Raw genomic sequence first — 17,325 nt, 5'->3', positions numbered from 1 at the left:
GCTATGGCTGGCAAACAGAACAATAACAACGAGGATAAACCGATGAGTGAGTCTCCGGCGAATACTGCCGCCCCCATGGATACGCCAAACGGTCCCGGCAAGGGCGGCTGGGTCGATCGCGCGCTGAACTTTATCGAGGTGGTAGGCAACAGGCTGCCGGACCCGGCCGTCTTGTTCCTGATCCTGATGGTGACAGTCTGGGTCCTTTCACTCCTGTTGTCCGGAGTCAGCTTTGACGCCATCCATCCGGCTACTGGCGAGGCAGTCCAGGTCACCAACCTGCTGTCCGGGGACAACTTTGCCTACTTCCTCTCCAACATGGTCACCACCTTTACCGGCTTTGCCCCCCTGGGCGTGGTACTGGTGGCCATGCTGGGGGTGGGTGTGGCGGAGCAGAGCGGCTTTATCAACGCCGTGCTGAAAAAGCTGCTCGGTGTGACTCCGCAAATGCTGCTGACTCCCATGCTGATCCTGGTGGCGATTGTCAGTCACACGGCGGTGGATGCTGGCTATGTGCTGGTGATCCCACTGGGCGGGGTCATTTTCTACGCGGCCGGCCGCCACCCTCTGGCAGGGATTGCGGCGGCTTTTGCCGGGGTATCCGGAGGTTTCTCCGCCAACTTTGTGCCATCGGCCATCGATCCCTTGCTGCAGGGCTTTACCCAGTCCGCAGCGCAGATTGTCAGCCCCGAGTTGCAGCTGAACCCGCTCAATAACTGGTTCTTCACTTCCGCCTCCTGTCTGGTGATTGTGCTGCTGGGCTGGTGGCTGACCGACAAGGTCATCGAACCGCGACTGAAGAACGTGGCCATCGACGGCGACCCGGAAGAGATGCCGGTCATGCAGGAGGTCGGTACTCGCGAGCGTCGAGCCCTGCGCCTGTCGACTCTGGTAATGGTGATCGGCATCGGTGCCCTGATCGCCTGGATGCTGCCGGGGGATTCAGCACTGCGGGACGAAGCCGGTAATCTGGCCGCTTTCGGTGCCCCGGCGATGAAATCGATCGTGCCGCTGATCTTCCTGCTGTTCATTATCCCTGGGGTGGTGTTTGGCTATGCCGCGGGTACTTTCCAGAAGTCCAAGGACGTCATCGATGCCATGTCGAAGACCATGGGCTCCATGTCTTACTACATCGTCATGGCATTCTTCTGCGCCCTGTTCATTGCAGAGTTTGGCCGCTCCGGGCTGGGCACGCTGCTGGCCGTAGAAGGCGGCAACCTGCTGGCGACTATGGCGCTGCCGGGTCCGGTGACGCTGATGGGTATCATCCTGCTGGTCGGTTTTGTGAACCTGTTTGTGGGCTCCGCGTCCGCCAAATGGGCACTGCTGGCCCCGATCTTTGTGCCGATGTTGATGCAGGTGGGTTTCTCCCCGGACCTTACCCAGGCAGCCTACCGGGTAGGTGATTCTTCTACCAATATCATCACGCCGCTGATGCCGTATTTCCCCCTGGTGGTGGTTTACTGTCAGCGTTACGTGAAGAGCACGGGCATCGGTACCCTGGTGTCCATGATGCTGCCGTACTCGGTGGTCTTCCTGCTGTGCTGGTCGATTTTCCTGGTGATCTACTGGTCGCTGGGACTTCCGCTGGGGCTGCAGGCGAGCTACACCTACCCCTGAGTACCTTTATGCATTGACCAGTCGATGGGGGCTTTGGGGCCCCCATTTTTTATCCGGATGAAAAAATGGCTTATCTGTATCTCGCGATTGCCATCCTGGCGGAGGTTGCCGCTACAACGGCGCTGAAGGCTTCAGAGCAGTTTACCCGCCCACTTCCCTCGGCCCTGGTGATATTTGGGTACGGACTGGCGTTCTATATGCTGGCGCTGGTGCTAAGGACCATCCCGGTGGGGATTGCCTATGCCATATGGGCGGGTGTTGGAATCCTGCTTGTGGCGTTGGCGGGCGCCGTTATTTACCGGGAAGTGCCGGACTGGCCCGCTGTGATCGGGATGACATTGATCATTGCCGGTGTGGTCATCATCAACCTGTTTTCCAAAACATCCGCCCATTGAGCGGCACGGGGCAGTGGCGACTGCCCCGGCTGACCGTCAGAAGTGATTGGAAATCATCCAGCGCCAGTAAAGTTTGCGCAGCAGTCCGTCCACTTGCAGGCTTGCCTTGACCCTGCGGTGGGCAAGCTTTTTGGCGCGTTTGGCGGCCTGGTTGTTACAGACCGATTGATAACGCTGTTGGGCAAACCGCAACTTCGGGCTGACGTCTCTGTACTTCGATGAAAAATCATTGGTTCCGAGAACCATCAGTGCCTCGCAGAGCCTGAGCGCATACTCTGCCAGAGCGGTCAGATTGCCGCGGTCGATGTATTCCAGATCATTGCCCGAAGACTCGCCCTTGAGCAGAAGCTGGTCCAGCGAGTGCCAGCAGACAATGTCGCCCCTGTAGTGATCTGCTGGCAGCTGGTAAGCGGCCTCCATGGCCGCTGCCCCCTCCTCGTAAGATCCGGCCTCCCTGAAGCTCATGCTGGCCAGAAAAAGCATCCAGGGGGAGGGTTCCTCAAAGGACTCCCAGTTGGAGAACCAGCTGCGGGCATGATGCCAGTGGGCTTTCTGGCAGAGCAGCAGGCCATATGTGCCCCAGTTATCGCAGTGGTCCGAGATCAAGTGCTCAAGTCTTGCCCGGTTTCTTCCTGGAAGTCGCTCCTCCCGGACCAGCCTGTCCAGGTAGCATTCCAGCATCCGCTGGGTAAAGGCGTCCGGCTGATCGAAACTGGCGATGTTCTTTTCAAACGTTCCCAGCCCGCTGGTGCCTATTTGCTCAGCTGCGAGGCAGTAGCCGGCATGCTCATGGATGGGCTCTCCCTGATTGTGGCGTTCCAGAACGATTGAAGTCGCATCGCCAGTCAGCCCGGCGTCACGCAACAGCTGCCAGCCTGTATGAACAACCCAGTCATTGGCATCACGGCTTGTCAGCAGGGTCGACCATAAGGAGAGCAATATATTTGGGGCGGCACCAGCTCCGGCCCTGATCTGGAGCTCCCGCGTCAGGATGAATGCGTCGACATTGTGTAGCTTGACCAGGTTCAGTATCTCGCCTGCCTGCTCCCAGAGTTCATCCTCAATCAACTGGTCCAGGTAAGTAAGGCCGATATACGAGTCCGAGGGGGCGAGCGTAAAGGCCCGTTGAATCACCGGGGTGATTTCTTCCGAGCTGCGTTCCGCCCTTTGCAGGGATTCGGCAACGAATGTCAGGGCATTGGCATCGTTTGGTCGCAGGCGCCGGCACTGTTCGAGAGCATCGCAGGCGAGATCCTTCTGTTCCTCGTCCAGAGCCCAGTTCGCCAGCATCCACCACCCCGTGTAGTAGTGCGGTGCTGATTCGGTGACTTTCTGGATTTCCTCGATGGCAAGCCTGGTATTGCCCTGTTTGTTGATCAGCCACGCGTGGCGGGCACGGAGGTCCAGTGGTGTCTCGTGGTCCCAGTATTCCCACGAACAGATCTCCAGCGCCTCCCGGAAACGGGATGCCTCGGCAAGACTTCTGGCATAGAGGTCAACGAGCTCGACATTCCTGGGATGGTGCCGGATAAAGTCAGCCAGCACCTCCAGTCTTTCGGAAAGGGCGTCGCGGGATTCAGCGTCCAGTTTCGCGAGCACCGCGTTGTTGGGGAAGCTTTGGCGGGTTGCCTGCATGCGTTCCCGGACCAGGGATACCTGTCCGGTTTTTCCACAAAGTGCTGCCAGCTTTTCCCAGGCCCAGCCATAGAAGGGTGAGAACTGCAGACTTTTCACCAGTGCTTCGATCGCTTCCTGGTCCCTTTCCCGCTTTGCCAGCAAATCAGCCAGATAGACGTAAAGAACTGAATCCTCCGGAAGCCGCTGAATTGCTCTCCTGAGCACCTCAATGGCCTCGTCATAGTGTCCGTCGGATTCCAGCAGGTCCGCCTTTCTGGTGTAAGGCTGGGACCAGAAGGGATTCAAGGCGATGACTTCCTCTACGGTACTGATAGCGGCGGCGGAATTGCCCTGCAGCCTCAATATTTCTGCCAGTTCAAGATGCAGGCGCGGCACCAGCGGGAAGCGCCTGATCGCCAGGCGGATGGTGTCATTTGCCTTATCCAGCAGCCCTTGCTCGCAATAACCGGATACCAGGGCTAACCACGATTGCCACAAATCTGGGCGTTGCTCCATGGCACTGTGCAGGAAAGCATTCAGTTCATCGGGCGCAAGCCATTGCCTCGCGATATCCCCATAGCAGAGGATGCCATCCCCAAAAGTGACATCATGAATAAGACGATCATGGATAAACTTCAGTAATTGCTTTTTCTGCCCGACTTCATGGACCGTCTGGAGCAGGGGGTTATAGGCCTGGGTGCAGTCACAGTCGAGTTCGATCGCCTGCTTGAACGCTCGCTGCGCGTCCGCGGACTGTTGGCTGAGTGCATAGGTTCTTCCCAGTTGCGTCCAGGCCTGGGCATCACGCCTCGAGATGCGGGTGGCTTCCGAGGCATACTCCAGCGCTTCCTCCAACTTGAAACGCTGGCCGCAGAGATGGCTCAGCTTGATGTAAGCCCAGTTGTCGTCGGGGTGGGTTTGGATGAGCTGCCGGTAACCCTCCTCGATCCGATCGACATCATCCTCCGCCAGTGCATTGAGGCGCATTTTCTGCAGCTGGTAATTACCCGGGAACTCTCCGATCTTGCGGTCCAGGTAATCGATGGCCTCAGCATATTTATCTTGCTCGAGAAGCAGTTGGACCAGGGTGTGGCTGGCGTCATAGTTGAGGGGCTCTGCCTCGAGGACCTGTCGCCACAGGCTGACCGCTTTCTCCCGGTCCAGTTGGTGGGCAGCGACCTCCGCGACAATTTCCAGGTGCCTGGTCTTGTTGATGTGCGGCTGCGCCCGCTCAACAAGCGCGGAAGCTTCTTCTATCCTGTTCAGGCGCAAGAGCCTGCGTGCAGTAAATAGCATCAGGTCGCCATCTTCGGGGCGCTGTTCAATACCGTTCCACAACGCTTCGAGCCCTTCATTTGTTTTCTCGAGGGCATCGAGTGCATGGAAGAGGGAGATCACGGGTCCGGAGGACTTCTTACCGAAGCGATTGACCCGATCCCGCAGGAAATCCAGGGCAGCTTCTGTCTGCTGGAGGAAGCGTTCCGCCTTGAAATAGCTGCTGGCGTAAGACTCGGTGGTGTCCTCCAGGCAGGTCACGAATCGGTAAAGGTCCCTGGCTCGAGCATAGTTTCCGCTATCCCAGGTCACTCCCGCCAGTGCGTAGAGGGTCTGGGGGTGCAGGGGACGCCTCTTGATAAGCTGCTCGAGAATCTGCTGCACCCGCTCCTGATTGCGATGGTCAAAACGCAGGGCGTCCACAAGCCTGCTGAGAATCAGGAAGTCGGCTTTGCCTGCAGCCTCCAGTTGTTCCATGAATTCAAGAGAGGCACTGGCGGCCCCCAGATTACTCAATAACTGCACTTTGCCGAGCTGGAAATTGACATCCTCGGGGTATTTCTCCAGAAGTTGCTCGGTGCATGCCAGGGCACGGCGGTCATCGCGATTGTGGTACGCCATCTCCAGCTTGCAGTTGAGCGTAATACGGTGGTCACTGTCCGCGGTATCCAATTGGGCAAGGATGTCTGCTGCCTTTTCATGCTGGTGCGACTCGAGGGCCTCCCTGAAACGGTACATCCCATCATAGAGTTCTGATGCGGCAAGCCCGAGATCTGAAACCCTGCCGGCCTCTCCCCCGGGGACGGCCACCATGCACCGCGGGCCGGACGAGGCGTAATAGACTTCGCTTTCCTTGACCAACATTTCGACCAACCTCGGGGACATGGGGTCGCGGAGAATGTAAGTGCCAGTCGCTTCATCGTATCCAGCAATCACCTGCAGGTGGGAGTTTCCAGGTTCTACGGTAGACAGCAGGACGGGGATACCCAGCTCAATCAACTGCTTGAGTTGCGGAAAGTTGAGGTCGAACTCAATCACGTGCCAGCCACGCCGGTTAAGCCACACGCGCTGATCATGGGTGTAGGTTCCGTTGTAACAGATCTCTCTGGCGATCTCGTCCTGACTGATATCCTCTCCCCAGAACTTCAGAACCGACGCGATGCTAGCTGGCGCGCAGGTCATATGGCGCTGTTGGACGAAGGGTAGCTCCAGGATTTTCCTGCTGTGATCCTCTCCCCGCACGCTAATCGATGCCTTGAGGCTGGCATGGTAGGGAGATTTCTGTTCCAGGTACGGCAGGGCCTCTTCATACCGCCCCCACGAGCAGTACAGGTCGGCCCAGGCGTTATTCAGTCCCCGGCGGAGATATGCCGGGCACTCTCCCGTCGCCAGGGCTTCAGCTCCGCGGATGCTCTCCAATGCTTCGGGGAAAGCGCGCATTTCCACTGCCAGCTGGCAGGTCTGGAAAGCCAGCAGCATCGACTGGCTCTGTTCCCGGTAGGAGAGCAGTAGGTCCAGAGCCTTCTGGTTTTGATCGTCTCGTTGCAGGAAAGAGGCATAAAGCCTGGCGGCATTGAGAGATCCAGGTGATTCACGATGGATTCTCTCCGCAAGACTCAGCGCTTCTTCGTGGCGATCACTCTCATGAAGAAGCTGGGCCTTACGCATCAGCACCCAGTCGGCTTTGCCGAGAGTAAGGGCTTCAGCCATGGCCTGCTCCGCAGCGCGGAAATCCCGGAAGGCAGACAGGATGTCCGCCTTGATGCAAAGGAGATATTGCTGATCAGCATCTCCGGGAAAGCCGTCACTTTCCAGGCGTTGATACTCCTCCCAGGCTTTCAATGGCCCCCTGCGAGAGAAAAGCGTGATCAGGAAATACGGAATAATCCGTGCATCGCCTTGATACTTGCGCCAGATTCGATAGGTGAGGGCATCAGAGTCTCGGTCTCTGCCCTGCTGCCAGAGACACCGGATCGCAAGCACCAGGAGATCAATATCCGTCCATTGATTGCTGGGACCATGATCTTGCTCAGCAGCTTCCAGCGCGCTTAGCGGGCGGCCGCATTTCACTAGGTCCCGATAGCATTCCAGTTGATCTTTTGTCGGGCTTTTTGTGCTGATCGATGAAGTAACTTCCATTGTTATTGTTATTTCCTTGTCTTACAGAGCGTTTTTATTAGTGTCCCCGGGAGTTGTTACCGGTAGGCCTCTTTTACTTTCCCGGCAAGCGGGGCGGGTATCATTCACGCTGATGAGTAGTCGATGTCTGAACTTGTTTGCCCGGGCGTAGCATTTCGATATGGGGAATGCCGTCCTCGTCATAGGGCTCGGAAACCTGGGCGAAACCAAATTCCCGATAAAAGTCGGCCAGGTACAATTGGGCAGAGATGCGAATGGCGCATTGGCCAAACTGTTCTTCGCACAGCGACAGTGCCCGGGCCATCAGCTTCCGGCCGAGCCCGGTCCCTCGTGCGGCCTTCGCAGTCAGGACCCGCCCTATGGAAGGCTCCGCATATTTCAGTCCCGGGTCTACCACACGGAGGTAAGCCTGCAGTTCGGCTTCCCCATTGCCCTGCTTCCAGGCTGCCAGGTGCCAGCTGAGCTGATCCAAGCCGTCAGCATCCTGATAGGCACAGTCCTGCTCCTCCACGAAAACTGCCTGCCGGAGTCGGAGGATGGTATAGAGCTGCTGCAGGGTGAAATCTTCGAAACGGGACCACTGCCAGTCGTGCATGGAGGAGTGTTTTTCTGTTGCCTGGGTGAAGGGATCAGGATACCGGATTCCCGTGGCTAAATCTCGACGCACCGTGTGGTAGCTCGCTGCGCAAGCCGTTTAACCTGCTCAAGGCTGTTTCTCGCCCACCTGCGCGCGCCAGCGGGGTCGGGTGCTGCCCTTCTGTGGGGCTGGCCATCCCTCGCGTTGTCGGCCGCGGTCACCATCACTCTCTTCGGTCTGGTCGTGGAAAAGCTGCACCTGGGTCTCGTAGGGCATGTCGATGTGAGCCTCGTCGAGAGCCAGCTTGATGGCCCGGATGACGTCCGAACCGATATGGTTGGCATCTGTCTGGCGGCTGTGGGTCCACCAGCGCACGCGAATGGTGACCCAGCTGGCAGCGAGCTCCCAGGGCAGTGCCTCTACTGGCGGTCTTTTCTGCACGCCCTCCACTTTACTCACGGCTGTTACCAGTACCTCGCAGGCCCGGTCGATACCGTCTCCATAACCGATCCCCACATCGTATTCGCTACGTCGCAGTGGGTGTGCTGTTTTGACCACAACCGCATTGGTGTAGATATCGCTGTTCGGGATCACCACACGCTGGCCGTCGTAAGTACGCAGAAGTGTTGCGCGGTTTTCGATTCTCTTGACCGTGCCCTCGAATTCTCCCACGCGAATCTGGTCGTTGACCCGAAAAGGGTGTTTGATCAGGATCAGTAGGCCCGCCAACCAGTTTTGCAGAATATCCTTGAAGGCAAAGCCGAAAGCGACCGATCCTACGCCGAGTCCAGCTACCAGGTCCCCCGGATTCAGCGTTGGCATGACGATAGTGGCGCCAAGCAGAAACCCGACACCCACCACTATCCATTTGACCAGCCCACCCAGAACCTCACCCAGATTGGCGCGATCACGGCGGGAAAAATGCCTGCAGGTGAGATAGCCGAACAGGAGTCCGAGGAGGTAAAAGACGAGAAGCAGAAATAGAGCAGCGACGAAATTGGGAATATGCTGAATGCCTTCGGCGATCCAGGCGTCGACCTTATCCAGGGCCGTATTCACCCCCTTGTCTACCTGTTCCGGCAGCTCCTTGATTGCTTCCGCGCTGTCCTGCTGTGCCGCCATCGCCGCTACTCAGTGATGGGAAACGCTCGGAAGTTGGCGATTCCCCTGGGCGCAGTTTAGTTGAGTGCCTGAAGTCACAGGCTGATATTGAGGTCAGTAAAAGTTTTGGGGCAGGCGCTCAAGTCCTTGGCGGTGCAGGACGCTGAAAGCGGCCAAAGCGCAGAAAGTGGATAACCTGGGCGATGACCTCGTCGCTCTGCATCATAAACACATGTGTCACCGGCATCTCCAGATGATCGCTCATACCCTTGAGCCGGGTGCTTTCTACCGAGACCTTACCATCATCGTTGGCAGGGATGATCTGCGAGAGAACCGGGTTGACGCTTCTTGTGCCCGCGATGATGCCCACCTCAAAATTCGCCGGGCCGAGGCGATTGGGCACGCTTTCTTCCTCCGTACCAAGCTGCAGGCCGGCGTCACCCAGAATGGCGTGAAAACCAGGAACGTCCCTCAGGGTGTCTACCACCTCGCTCCCCTTGTTCGGCGGGCCCAGCATGACCACCCGACCGAGATTGGGAACGGTCACACGGCTCAGATACTGGCGCACGAGGATGCCGCCCATGGAGTGCGTGACAAAGTGAACGGCATCATTCCCTGCGCACTGATCCAGGGCTGGCGCGATGGCTTTGCCTGCCAGGGCCTCGATCGGGTAGACAGTGGAGGGGTAGTCCACATTGATTGTCTGGAAACCGGCTTCTTCCAGTCTGTCGGCCAGCTTCTCCATGGAGCCTTCGGAACGACCAAGTCCATGGAGAAGAATGGTGCAGGTGGCGCTTGCGAGCGAAGGAAAAAGTAACAGCAGGCAAGCGAATGCGGCGCGCAGAGTTTTCATGTGGGCGGGTTCCGGCTCAATGAGGCTTTCCGATCCCGGTTGGGGATGCGGAGTGCACTATACCGCCGAAACCCATCGCCTGCAGCAGTGAAGGAGAGGGCGCGGGACTAATTCGCCAGGCGGGATTTGCGGGAAAAGAGTGCCCGCAGGTTAAAGCGGCGCGGCTTTTCCAGCGCTGACTGGCTTTCATCCCGGGCGTGTTCGAAAAACTGTACCAACGACTCGGCCTCCTCTTCGGAGAATCTCAGTGGCTGGAAACGCGTATACCCTCTACGGCCGAGAAATTCCCGCAGGGACTGTTCGGCCGGGACATATTTCATCGACCAGTCTGCAAACAATCGGGATGGCACTTTTTTCAGGGACAGAGTGGTTACCTGGTGATGACGGCTGTCCGCGCAGATGCGCTGAAAAGTCTCATTGACGACTGCACGCTCGCCCTCGAGCGCCTGGAAAAAATAGCCATCGCCGAAATACAGGATGCCGCCAACATCGCTACGACTGTTATTCTGGCGGCTTTGCATAAGAATGCGGGCCACAGTGGGCTCGACTCCGCTTTTGGCAGGTAGCGGGAAGAAGGAAGCCTTGCTGGCGTAGACCAGGCGGACCAGTTCGCCCATGGTGAATCCCCTAAGTTCATTTTTGTGTGCTATAGCGCACAGTTACGTTGCCGGAATGGATCCGGATCAACCATGCTGCGTTTCACACACGCACACTCTGAGGTTAGTTGAATTGCGCGCAGGTGTGCGTAGTTGGTGGGATTGGACTCTCCCCGGCGATCGGAGGTAGTCGAATTGCTGAATAAGTTTCGCTGCGGGGGGCAGCTAAACTGGGCGGCTCGCTCGGGCGACCATCTCCTTCACTATGGCGCTGTTGGGCTTGAGCGCCAGTCGCTCCTCGGTAAAGGCCTCGGCAGTGCTTCGGTCACCGCTTCTGATGGCTGCCTCCGTCAGTGTCCAGTCGATGATGTCGCGCTGGGCATGGCTACCGCCGAAGCTGTTGGCGATATAGCGCGCACTGTGAAGGTGATGAAGGGCGCTGCCGTAATCCCCCTCCCAAAAGGCGGTAAAGCCCTCGACGAGCGGCAGACCGGTTTCCCAGCCCCAGCGACAGACCTCTCGGTGACTATCGCGCCCGGCTCGCAGGCAGTTGCCCACTCGTTCGAGCGCTTGCTGTCTGCCGGCACCCAGGAATGCCATGGCACCATGCCAGTCATTAAACGGGTAGTGATGGCCATCGGCGAGTGGATCCCAGCAGTTCGCGAGTTCCTGCCAGCGCTCACCGGGATCGCAACCGGCCAATGTCAGTCGCCAGAGCAGGGCCGCGGCATCGACCAGATCCAGCGCCATAACGCTCGCATCACGGCGTATGGGACCGTCATAGATTTCCAGGGCCTTTTCGGTTTCGCCGAGATCCAGGTGGTAGAGGGCACGGTGCCACCAGTTGTGAACCTTGAAAAAATTGTCTTCTTCGGCCCAGAAGGGTTCGCGACTCTGCATCCAGGTGATGCCCTCGGCCGGGCGCCCCTGCATTTCCAGTACGTGGGCCACGGCATGGTGGGCCCAGCAATCGAACGGTTCCAGTTCCAGTGCGCTGTTACCGTATGCCTCGGCGCGCTCGTAGTCGGCACATTCCTCCAGTCCAAAGGCGTACATGCCCAGCAGCAGCGAATAGCCGGGGATTTCCGCTGACCACTGCGGCAGTACGCGGGCAATGCGGTCGCGAAGGTTGCGGCTATTGGCGCGATAAAAGTCCATCAGGTGCCCGCATTGAATCGCTACCAGGTCATGCGGAAAGCGGTTGCTGTGATAGTCGAGCGCCAGCGCCGCTTCAGTCCAGTTACCGCCTGTGAGGGATTTCAGCACGGCGACATGGGAAGCTTCCTGTTCGGAAAGGGGGAGCACCTGGGTGGAGACCAGAATTTTCTGTGCGGCGATATTGGCGGCCGGCTCGGTGCTGGTGGCATAGAGGTAGGCCTTGAGAATATGCGCCATGGCGAACCCCGGCGCCTCGGCAATGGCCTCTTCCAGCGGTACAAAAGGGTCGCCCCGGTACAGGTTGAAGGAGGTCAGGGCGCGCTGGTAATGCTCGATCGCAGTGGGGCTGGCGCCTGAGAGACGGTTACCCTGTTGGTCAAATGGCATGGATATCCTTTGGGCTAATCATGCATCGCCGGTTGCCTTCTCAGTATGGAAGTTCTGATCGGGACTGCACGGTCCGAAAGGGCAAGCGGACCAGCGCTGGCCTGCAGTGGGCTAGGGACCTGTGATCGCAATATCCAGGGTGTATCGCGCGCTCTCCTCACGCCTGGCGGCGGACCGCATCAGGTATACCTGGATTGTGTAGACGCCGTCCGCCGGCAGCGTTTGGGAGAACCGATTGCCACTGGTGGAACCGATGAAAATCGCCGCATCACCCGGCCCCTTGCCGGGAGGAAAAATATTGAAGTAGCTGGCGCTATGGCTGGTGTCCATGACCACGCGCATCTGCTGGCCTGCTTGTGCCCGCAGTTGGTATGTGACGAAGTCGTAGCCTTTGACAGAGCCGCTGACCTGAGTACTGCTGCTACCCGGGGGAAAACGGATTTCATGTGACTTGCTGCCCGCGGCATTGCACGCGAGCACCAACTGGAGCAAGACGGCAGAAATCAGTAGTAATGGCTTCATGGCGGTTTCCCGGTAAACCTGGATCGACAGAGGTGCAGGTCTTCGATGCCCTGGGAAAACCTTAGCTCAGATCCTCAGGCAGGGAACCGGGAGGCTGTGGAGGTTTGAGAGTGCGTCCAGATCTTTACGGGGATCACGTCTGCCGGTTTAGAAGCTCGGCAGCCCGCTCCGGCCTGTCCGGAGTGATTACCAGGGTGTGGGTGGGAAAACGCAGTACGACGGCATTTTTCTGGTCGGTGGCGAAGGCCCTGTAGCGCCCGAGTTTTTTGTTGCGGAAAAGGCCGATAAAACCGAACAGGCCGCCATTGCCAAAAGTGCGGATGGAACCATCCATTGCCTGTGGATCCTGCTCCGCGCTCTCCAGATCCTGCAGAGACACGCTGGTCTTCCACAGTGGGCGCAATACCAGAAGCCGGCGGTCTTCAATCACGAAACCGCGAATTGCAAACGGGGCACTCAGAAGCAGGATGGCAACCGGCAGCCAGATGCTGACCAGATAGATAGTGGGAGGATTCTCCGGTGCGCGGTTCATCAGGATCAGCGGCAGCCCCAGCAGAAACAGGGTAAACACGGAGGTCAGAATCTTCAGCTGGCGGCTCCAGGGCGCGCCGAACTTTACTTTAGTGTGCAAGAGAACCTCCGTTTAACTCAGTGCCAGGGCGGCCCGAGCGGTGAGCACGAACAGCACGAGAGAAGAGAGAACAAAGATCGCAAAGCGGACTTCGATCTTGTTGACCAAGGCCTGAAACAGGCTGTGAACCACCCGGGTACCCACATAGGCCCACGCCAGGGCCAGATTCAGGCCGCCACCTTCACCCGCAAGAGCGAGGACCAGAGCAATGGCATAGAAGAGTGTCGGTTGCTCCATCAGGTGGTTGTAATTGTCGGCTTTCCAGCGCACCTGGGCGGGCAGCTGCTTCATCAGCTCGCCTTGGGGGGCAGTGGGGTCCAGCTCCAGACCGCTAGCGCGAATTGCCGGCAGGCGCGTTGCGTACATCCAGATCCACATGACCAGTGACCAGGCGACCAGCGCGACAACTGGAAGCAGTATCGGAGAATGGCTCGGCATAGGGACCCTGTTTCTTGATTGGTTTGGTAGCTTGGCGACCGATAGGTCTGCGGTGGCGATACTCTAACTGGCGTAGGGATTTCTGTCAGCCTGCAGTCGGCGGAATTGCAGCGCCAGATGGCGCTCTGGTCAGTCGATTTGAGCGGGAAGGCGAATGCCAGTGGCGGACAGCAAATATACAATCTGAATCAGAATCGAAATTGCAGCTGCGAATGCAGATCTGGAGAGTCAATGAATCAAGACCGCGCAGTCTCACATTCCGCGCTCGTGGTAGAGGGCGGGGCGATGCGGGGGATCTTTGCCGCAGGAGTCCTCGATGCCTTTATCGAGCGCGACTTTCTGCCTTTCGATTTCGCGATCGGCGTTTCCGCCGGCTCAACCAACCTGATTGGTTATCTGTCTGGGGATCACGGTCGCAGTCGCCGCATCCTGATGGATCATGCGCGGCGGGAAGACTTCATCAATTGGCGCCGCTTTCTCAAGGGCGGGCACTTTTGCGATGTCGGCTGGCTCTGGCACGCCTCCTTTGATGAAGTGCCGCTCAACGTGCAACGCTACTATGACGGCGGGGTGCCGCTCTATGCCGTCACCACCAGCATCGACACGGGCCAGGCCCACTATCTGGAAGTGACCGCGGAAAACATGCATGAGGTGTTTCCCGCTTCCTGCGCCATTCCCTTTGCCTATCGCGGTTTCCCGCGGGTCAATGGTGAGCCGATGACGGATGGCGGATTGGCGGACTCCATCCCGGTGATCCGTGCTTACGAGCAGGGCGCCCGGGACATCACGGTTCTGCTCTCCCGTCCCCTGGGTTACCGCAAAAGGGAAACACCAGCACCGCAATTTATGAAACAGCTGTTTCAGGATCACGCCAGCCTGTTTGAATCTGTACTGGGGCGGGCTGAGCGCTACAACCGTGCGCTGGAGTTTATAAAGTCACCACCAGAGGGCTGCCGGGTTCGGGTCATTTCACCCCCGGCAGATTTTCCCGTCGCCCGGTTCACACAGGAACCCGATTTGTTGCAGCGTGGTTATGAGATTGGTCTGCAGGCGGGTATTACACATCTGAGTGACTCTGCGGGTATCGACGCGAAGGCCGTTGCCGGCCGGGAATCTCAGCTCAGTACCAGCGATTAATGCCGGTTAGGGCTGCGGTCCTGGAACAGGTAGGGGAATAGGCGCGCCGACTCTTCCGGGGTCAGCGCACTGACACGCCGGATATTGTTCTCGGGGATTGCTTCCGGATCTGGGTATCTCTCCAGCACCTTTTCGATGCTGGCTTCCCGGATCAGATGGAGGATGGGGTAAGGGGCCCGGTTGGTAAGGTTTTCCGCATCCTCGGCTTCGGTGCCTGCGAACTGGTAATCGGGGTGGAAAGTGGCGAGTTGGTACACGCCGCTATAGCCCCGGCGCTCGATCAGCCACTCGGCCAGATCGAGGAACTGGTTGAAGTCATCGAAACGATTGAGGTGCGAGGGAACAATCAGCAGTGTGGTTTCCAGCTTCTCGGCGGGTTCCAGATCCAGACGTTCCATTTCCGCCAGCAGATCCGTCATCAGCGTTTCGTCAGAGCGGGCATCGCTGATGACGTAGCGGATCTGGCCTGCCCGCATGGGCTTGCGGGCGAAGGGGCACAGGTTCAGGCCCACCACCACATCGGCGAGCCACTGCTGTACGGCACTCAGTATTTCCTGCTCGCGGTTCAAGCGCGGCTTACCACATCAGGTCGTCGGGGATCTGGAACTCTGCGTAGGGATCATCCTCCTCCGGCTGGTTGCTGTCGGCTGGAGGCTGTACCACGGCATCGGGTTTACGCTCACTGATCTTCTCGGCGATAACCCGCGGCACCAGTTCGAAATTCTCGTCCAGGCCCACGATCATCAGTCGGCCGGCGGCCAGGTGGTCGCGCACTGCCTCGGAGACATAGATCTTCTTGATCTTGCGCTCGAAGGTGAAGTTGTAGGCGATATCGCCGTTGCCTTTGGATTGCTTGTTGCTCTCCACCAGCTGCTTGATCTGGGCAGCAATGGCTTTTTCCCGCGCGGCGGCATCCCGCTCCGCATTCAGCGCCCGGTCGCGGGCGGCCTTCTCGGCACGTGCCTGCTCTACCGCCTCGCGGGTCTCATCGACCTGCGGCTGGCCAGTTTTCTTGGCCACTTTGTTCTGCTTGCGCTTTTCCTTATTGACCTGCTTGGCCTTCTTGGTATCAACCAGGCCCGCTTTCAGCAGTTGATCCTGCAGTGAACTCATGGGATTGGACTCTCACTTGTGAACGGCCGTACCAAACGGTACGGCCCGGTATTTTAGCGGTATCAGTTGCCGAAGTAAGTGGCTGCGCCCGGTCCCACCGGCAGGCCGAAAGCAAATACCCAGATAAAGAACAGCGCGGTCCAGCCAACAAAGAAGAAAATCGAGTAGGGGATCATGGTGGCAATCAGGGTGCCGATGCCCAGATCTTTCTTGTAGCGGGTGGCGAAAGACACGATCAGGCCGAAGTAACTCATCATCGGGGTGATGATATTGGTCACCGAGTCGCCGATGCGGTAGGCGGCCTGAATGACTTCCGGTGCGTAGCCCAGCAGCATCAGCATCGGTACGAAGATCGGAGCGGTCACTGCCCACTGGGCCGAGGCACTGCCCAGCATCAGGTTCACGAAACCGCACATCATGATGAAGAACAGGAACAGAACCGGGCCGGTGAGGCCGATGCTCTGCAGTGTGTCGGCGCCGACCACGGCAAAGATGGTGCCCAGGTTGGTGACCTTGAAGAAGGCCACGAACTGCGCGGCGAAGAACACCAGCACGATATACATACCCATGCTGCCCATGCTCTTCGACATGGCATTGATCACGTCGCGGTCATTTTTCATGGAGCCGGTCACGCGGCCGAAGACAAAGCCGGGAATGGCGAAGAACACCACGATCAGCGCCACGATGCCTTTCAGGAACGGGGAGCCGGCGACCTCGCCTGTCTCAGGGTGCCGCAGTACGCCCCACTCGGGAACGATGGAGAGGGCGAAAAGGGCGGAAACAGCCAGCACCGCCAGTCCGGCGAACTTGAGGCCGCGTTTTTCGGCGTCGGTCAGAGCACCCATCTTGTCCTGGGAGAGGTCCACCGATGCCTCTTTGGGATCGTACTTGCCCAGCTTGGGCTCGACGATCGCCAGGGTCACCCAGCTGCCCACGGCGGTAATCAGGAAGGTGCTGACGATCATGAAGAACCAGTTCACCTCCGGACCGACGGTGTAAGTGGGGTCGATCATGTGGGCGGCGGACTCGGTAATCCCGGACAGCAGCGGGTCGACAGTGCCGATCAGCAGGTTGGCACTGTAGCCGCCGGAGACGCCGGCAAAGGCCGCAGCGAGGCCTGCCAGCGGGTGGCGGCCCAGGGAGTGGAAAATCATCGCCGCCAGGGGAATCAGGACCACATAGCCGAGCTCTGACGCGGTATTGGAGAGGATACCGGCAAACACCACGATCACCGTTACGGTGCGCTGGGAGGCCTGCAGCACCAGTCCGCGCACTGCGGCACTCAACAGCCCGGAGTGCTCCGCGATACCGACGCCGAGCAGGGCCACCAGCACGGTGCCCAGGGGAGCAAAGCCAGTGAAGTTTGTGACCAGGCTGGTGACGATGTAACGCAGCCCCTCGCCGGAAAACAGGTTGAAGACTTCGATGACCCCGTCCGGGGCGCGACCGGCGGCACCCACCGGGCGCGGATCGGCGACAGACAGGCCAAAGTAAGAGGCAACGCCACTGATCAGGATGACGCCGACAGCGAACATGGCGAACAGGGTAATCGGATGCGGCAACAGGTTACCGAGCCACTCCACGGTATCCAGGAAACGGGTGAATGCCTTCCTCTGGGTCGGGGACTGGTTCTGCTGTTCGCTGGAGGATGATGCGGTGGTACTCATTATCGGTTTCCGGTGTTCTTTGCCTGACTCTTTTCTCCGGCCCCCGTATTTTCTGGACGGGGTCGGGCTGGCTAAAAATTGTGCTAAAAGCCGCAAATG

Annotated in this window: 15 protein-coding genes; 3 read left to right on the top strand and 12 right to left on the bottom strand. The window is 58.6% G+C overall.

Annotated elements, in window-relative coordinates:
* Positions 1-3: 3 nt before the first annotated feature.
* Both AUP74_RS15265 and AUP74_RS15260 read left to right on the top strand, forming a co-directional pair.
* On the top strand, positions 4-1,620 hold the full coding sequence (locus AUP74_RS15265) for an AbgT family transporter (protein WP_226999819.1): 1,617 nt from the start codon (positions 4-6) through the stop codon (positions 1,618-1,620).
* Between the two features lie 65 nt (positions 1,621-1,685).
* Complete coding sequence (locus tag AUP74_RS15260; RefSeq protein ID WP_069948303.1) at positions 1,686-2,015, top strand: DMT family transporter; 330 nt, start codon at positions 1,686-1,688, stop codon at positions 2,013-2,015.
* A gap of 36 nt (positions 2,016-2,051) precedes the next feature.
* Here AUP74_RS15260 and AUP74_RS15255 read toward each other — a convergent pair whose 3' ends face one another.
* The 9 genes from AUP74_RS15255 to AUP74_RS15210 form a co-directional block, all read right to left on the bottom strand.
* Positions 2,052-7,046: a tetratricopeptide repeat protein gene (locus tag AUP74_RS15255; RefSeq protein WP_083261035.1), complete on the bottom strand. Its 4,995-nt coding sequence runs from the start codon at positions 7,044-7,046 to the stop codon at positions 2,052-2,054.
* 100 nt (positions 7,047-7,146) lie between these two features.
* Positions 7,147-7,641: a GNAT family N-acetyltransferase gene (locus AUP74_RS15245; protein WP_069948300.1), complete on the bottom strand. Its 495-nt coding sequence runs from the start codon at positions 7,639-7,641 to the stop codon at positions 7,147-7,149.
* A 108-nt stretch (positions 7,642-7,749) separates the two neighbouring features.
* Positions 7,750-8,745 (bottom strand): mechanosensitive ion channel family protein, encoded by a 996-nt coding sequence (locus AUP74_RS15240; RefSeq protein ID WP_083261034.1) that lies wholly within the window; start codon positions 8,743-8,745, stop codon positions 7,750-7,752.
* A 118-nt stretch (positions 8,746-8,863) separates the two neighbouring features.
* On the bottom strand, positions 8,864-9,577 hold the full coding sequence (locus AUP74_RS15235) for an esterase/lipase family protein (RefSeq protein WP_069948299.1): 714 nt from the start codon (positions 9,575-9,577) through the stop codon (positions 8,864-8,866).
* A 107-nt stretch (positions 9,578-9,684) separates the two neighbouring features.
* A complete protein-coding gene (locus AUP74_RS15230; protein WP_069948298.1) occupies positions 9,685-10,194 on the bottom strand; it encodes a BLUF domain-containing protein in 510 nt (169 codons plus the stop codon).
* A gap of 204 nt (positions 10,195-10,398) precedes the next feature.
* Complete coding sequence (locus AUP74_RS15225) at positions 10,399-11,718, bottom strand: tetratricopeptide repeat protein (RefSeq protein WP_069948297.1); 1,320 nt, start codon at positions 11,716-11,718, stop codon at positions 10,399-10,401.
* Positions 11,719-11,829: 111 nt separating this feature from the next.
* Positions 11,830-12,240 (bottom strand): hypothetical protein, encoded by a 411-nt coding sequence (locus tag AUP74_RS15220; protein WP_069948296.1) that lies wholly within the window; start codon positions 12,238-12,240, stop codon positions 11,830-11,832.
* A gap of 133 nt (positions 12,241-12,373) precedes the next feature.
* Positions 12,374-12,871 (bottom strand): PH domain-containing protein, encoded by a 498-nt coding sequence (locus AUP74_RS15215; protein WP_069948295.1) that lies wholly within the window; start codon positions 12,869-12,871, stop codon positions 12,374-12,376.
* A gap of 12 nt (positions 12,872-12,883) precedes the next feature.
* The gene (locus AUP74_RS15210) at positions 12,884-13,309 is read right to left on the bottom strand and encodes an MAPEG family protein (protein ID WP_069948294.1); all 426 of its coding nucleotides are present in this window, start codon (positions 13,307-13,309) and stop codon (positions 12,884-12,886) included.
* Positions 13,310-13,540: 231 nt separating this feature from the next.
* Between AUP74_RS15210 and AUP74_RS15205 the strand changes: the two genes are divergently transcribed.
* Entirely contained in the window at positions 13,541-14,446 is a 906-nt protein-coding gene (locus tag AUP74_RS15205) for a patatin-like phospholipase family protein (protein WP_069948293.1), read from the top strand.
* Here the strand turns inward: AUP74_RS15205 and AUP74_RS15200 are convergent.
* From AUP74_RS15200 to AUP74_RS15190, 3 genes are all read right to left on the bottom strand, one after another.
* Positions 14,443-15,015: a DUF1415 domain-containing protein gene (locus AUP74_RS15200; protein ID WP_069948292.1), complete on the bottom strand. Its 573-nt coding sequence runs from the start codon at positions 15,013-15,015 to the stop codon at positions 14,443-14,445. The two genes, AUP74_RS15205 and AUP74_RS15200, sit on opposite strands and share 4 nt — an antisense overlap.
* A 7-nt stretch (positions 15,016-15,022) precedes the next feature.
* Positions 15,023-15,559 carry a DUF2058 domain-containing protein gene (locus AUP74_RS15195; protein WP_069948291.1) on the bottom strand — a complete coding sequence of 179 codons (537 nt, stop codon included), beginning with the start codon at positions 15,557-15,559 and terminating at the stop codon, positions 15,023-15,025.
* 62 nt (positions 15,560-15,621) lie between these two features.
* Positions 15,622-17,226: an AbgT family transporter gene (locus AUP74_RS15190; RefSeq protein WP_069948290.1), complete on the bottom strand. Its 1,605-nt coding sequence runs from the start codon at positions 17,224-17,226 to the stop codon at positions 15,622-15,624.
* Positions 17,227-17,325 lie beyond the last annotated feature (99 nt).

It is taken from the genome of Microbulbifer aggregans, from assembly GCF_001750105.1.
Taxonomy (GTDB): Bacteria; Pseudomonadota; Gammaproteobacteria; order Pseudomonadales; family Cellvibrionaceae; genus Microbulbifer; species Microbulbifer aggregans.
Note: the sequence above shows the minus strand (reverse complement) of the source record. Positions and strands in the feature narration are given on the sequence as shown.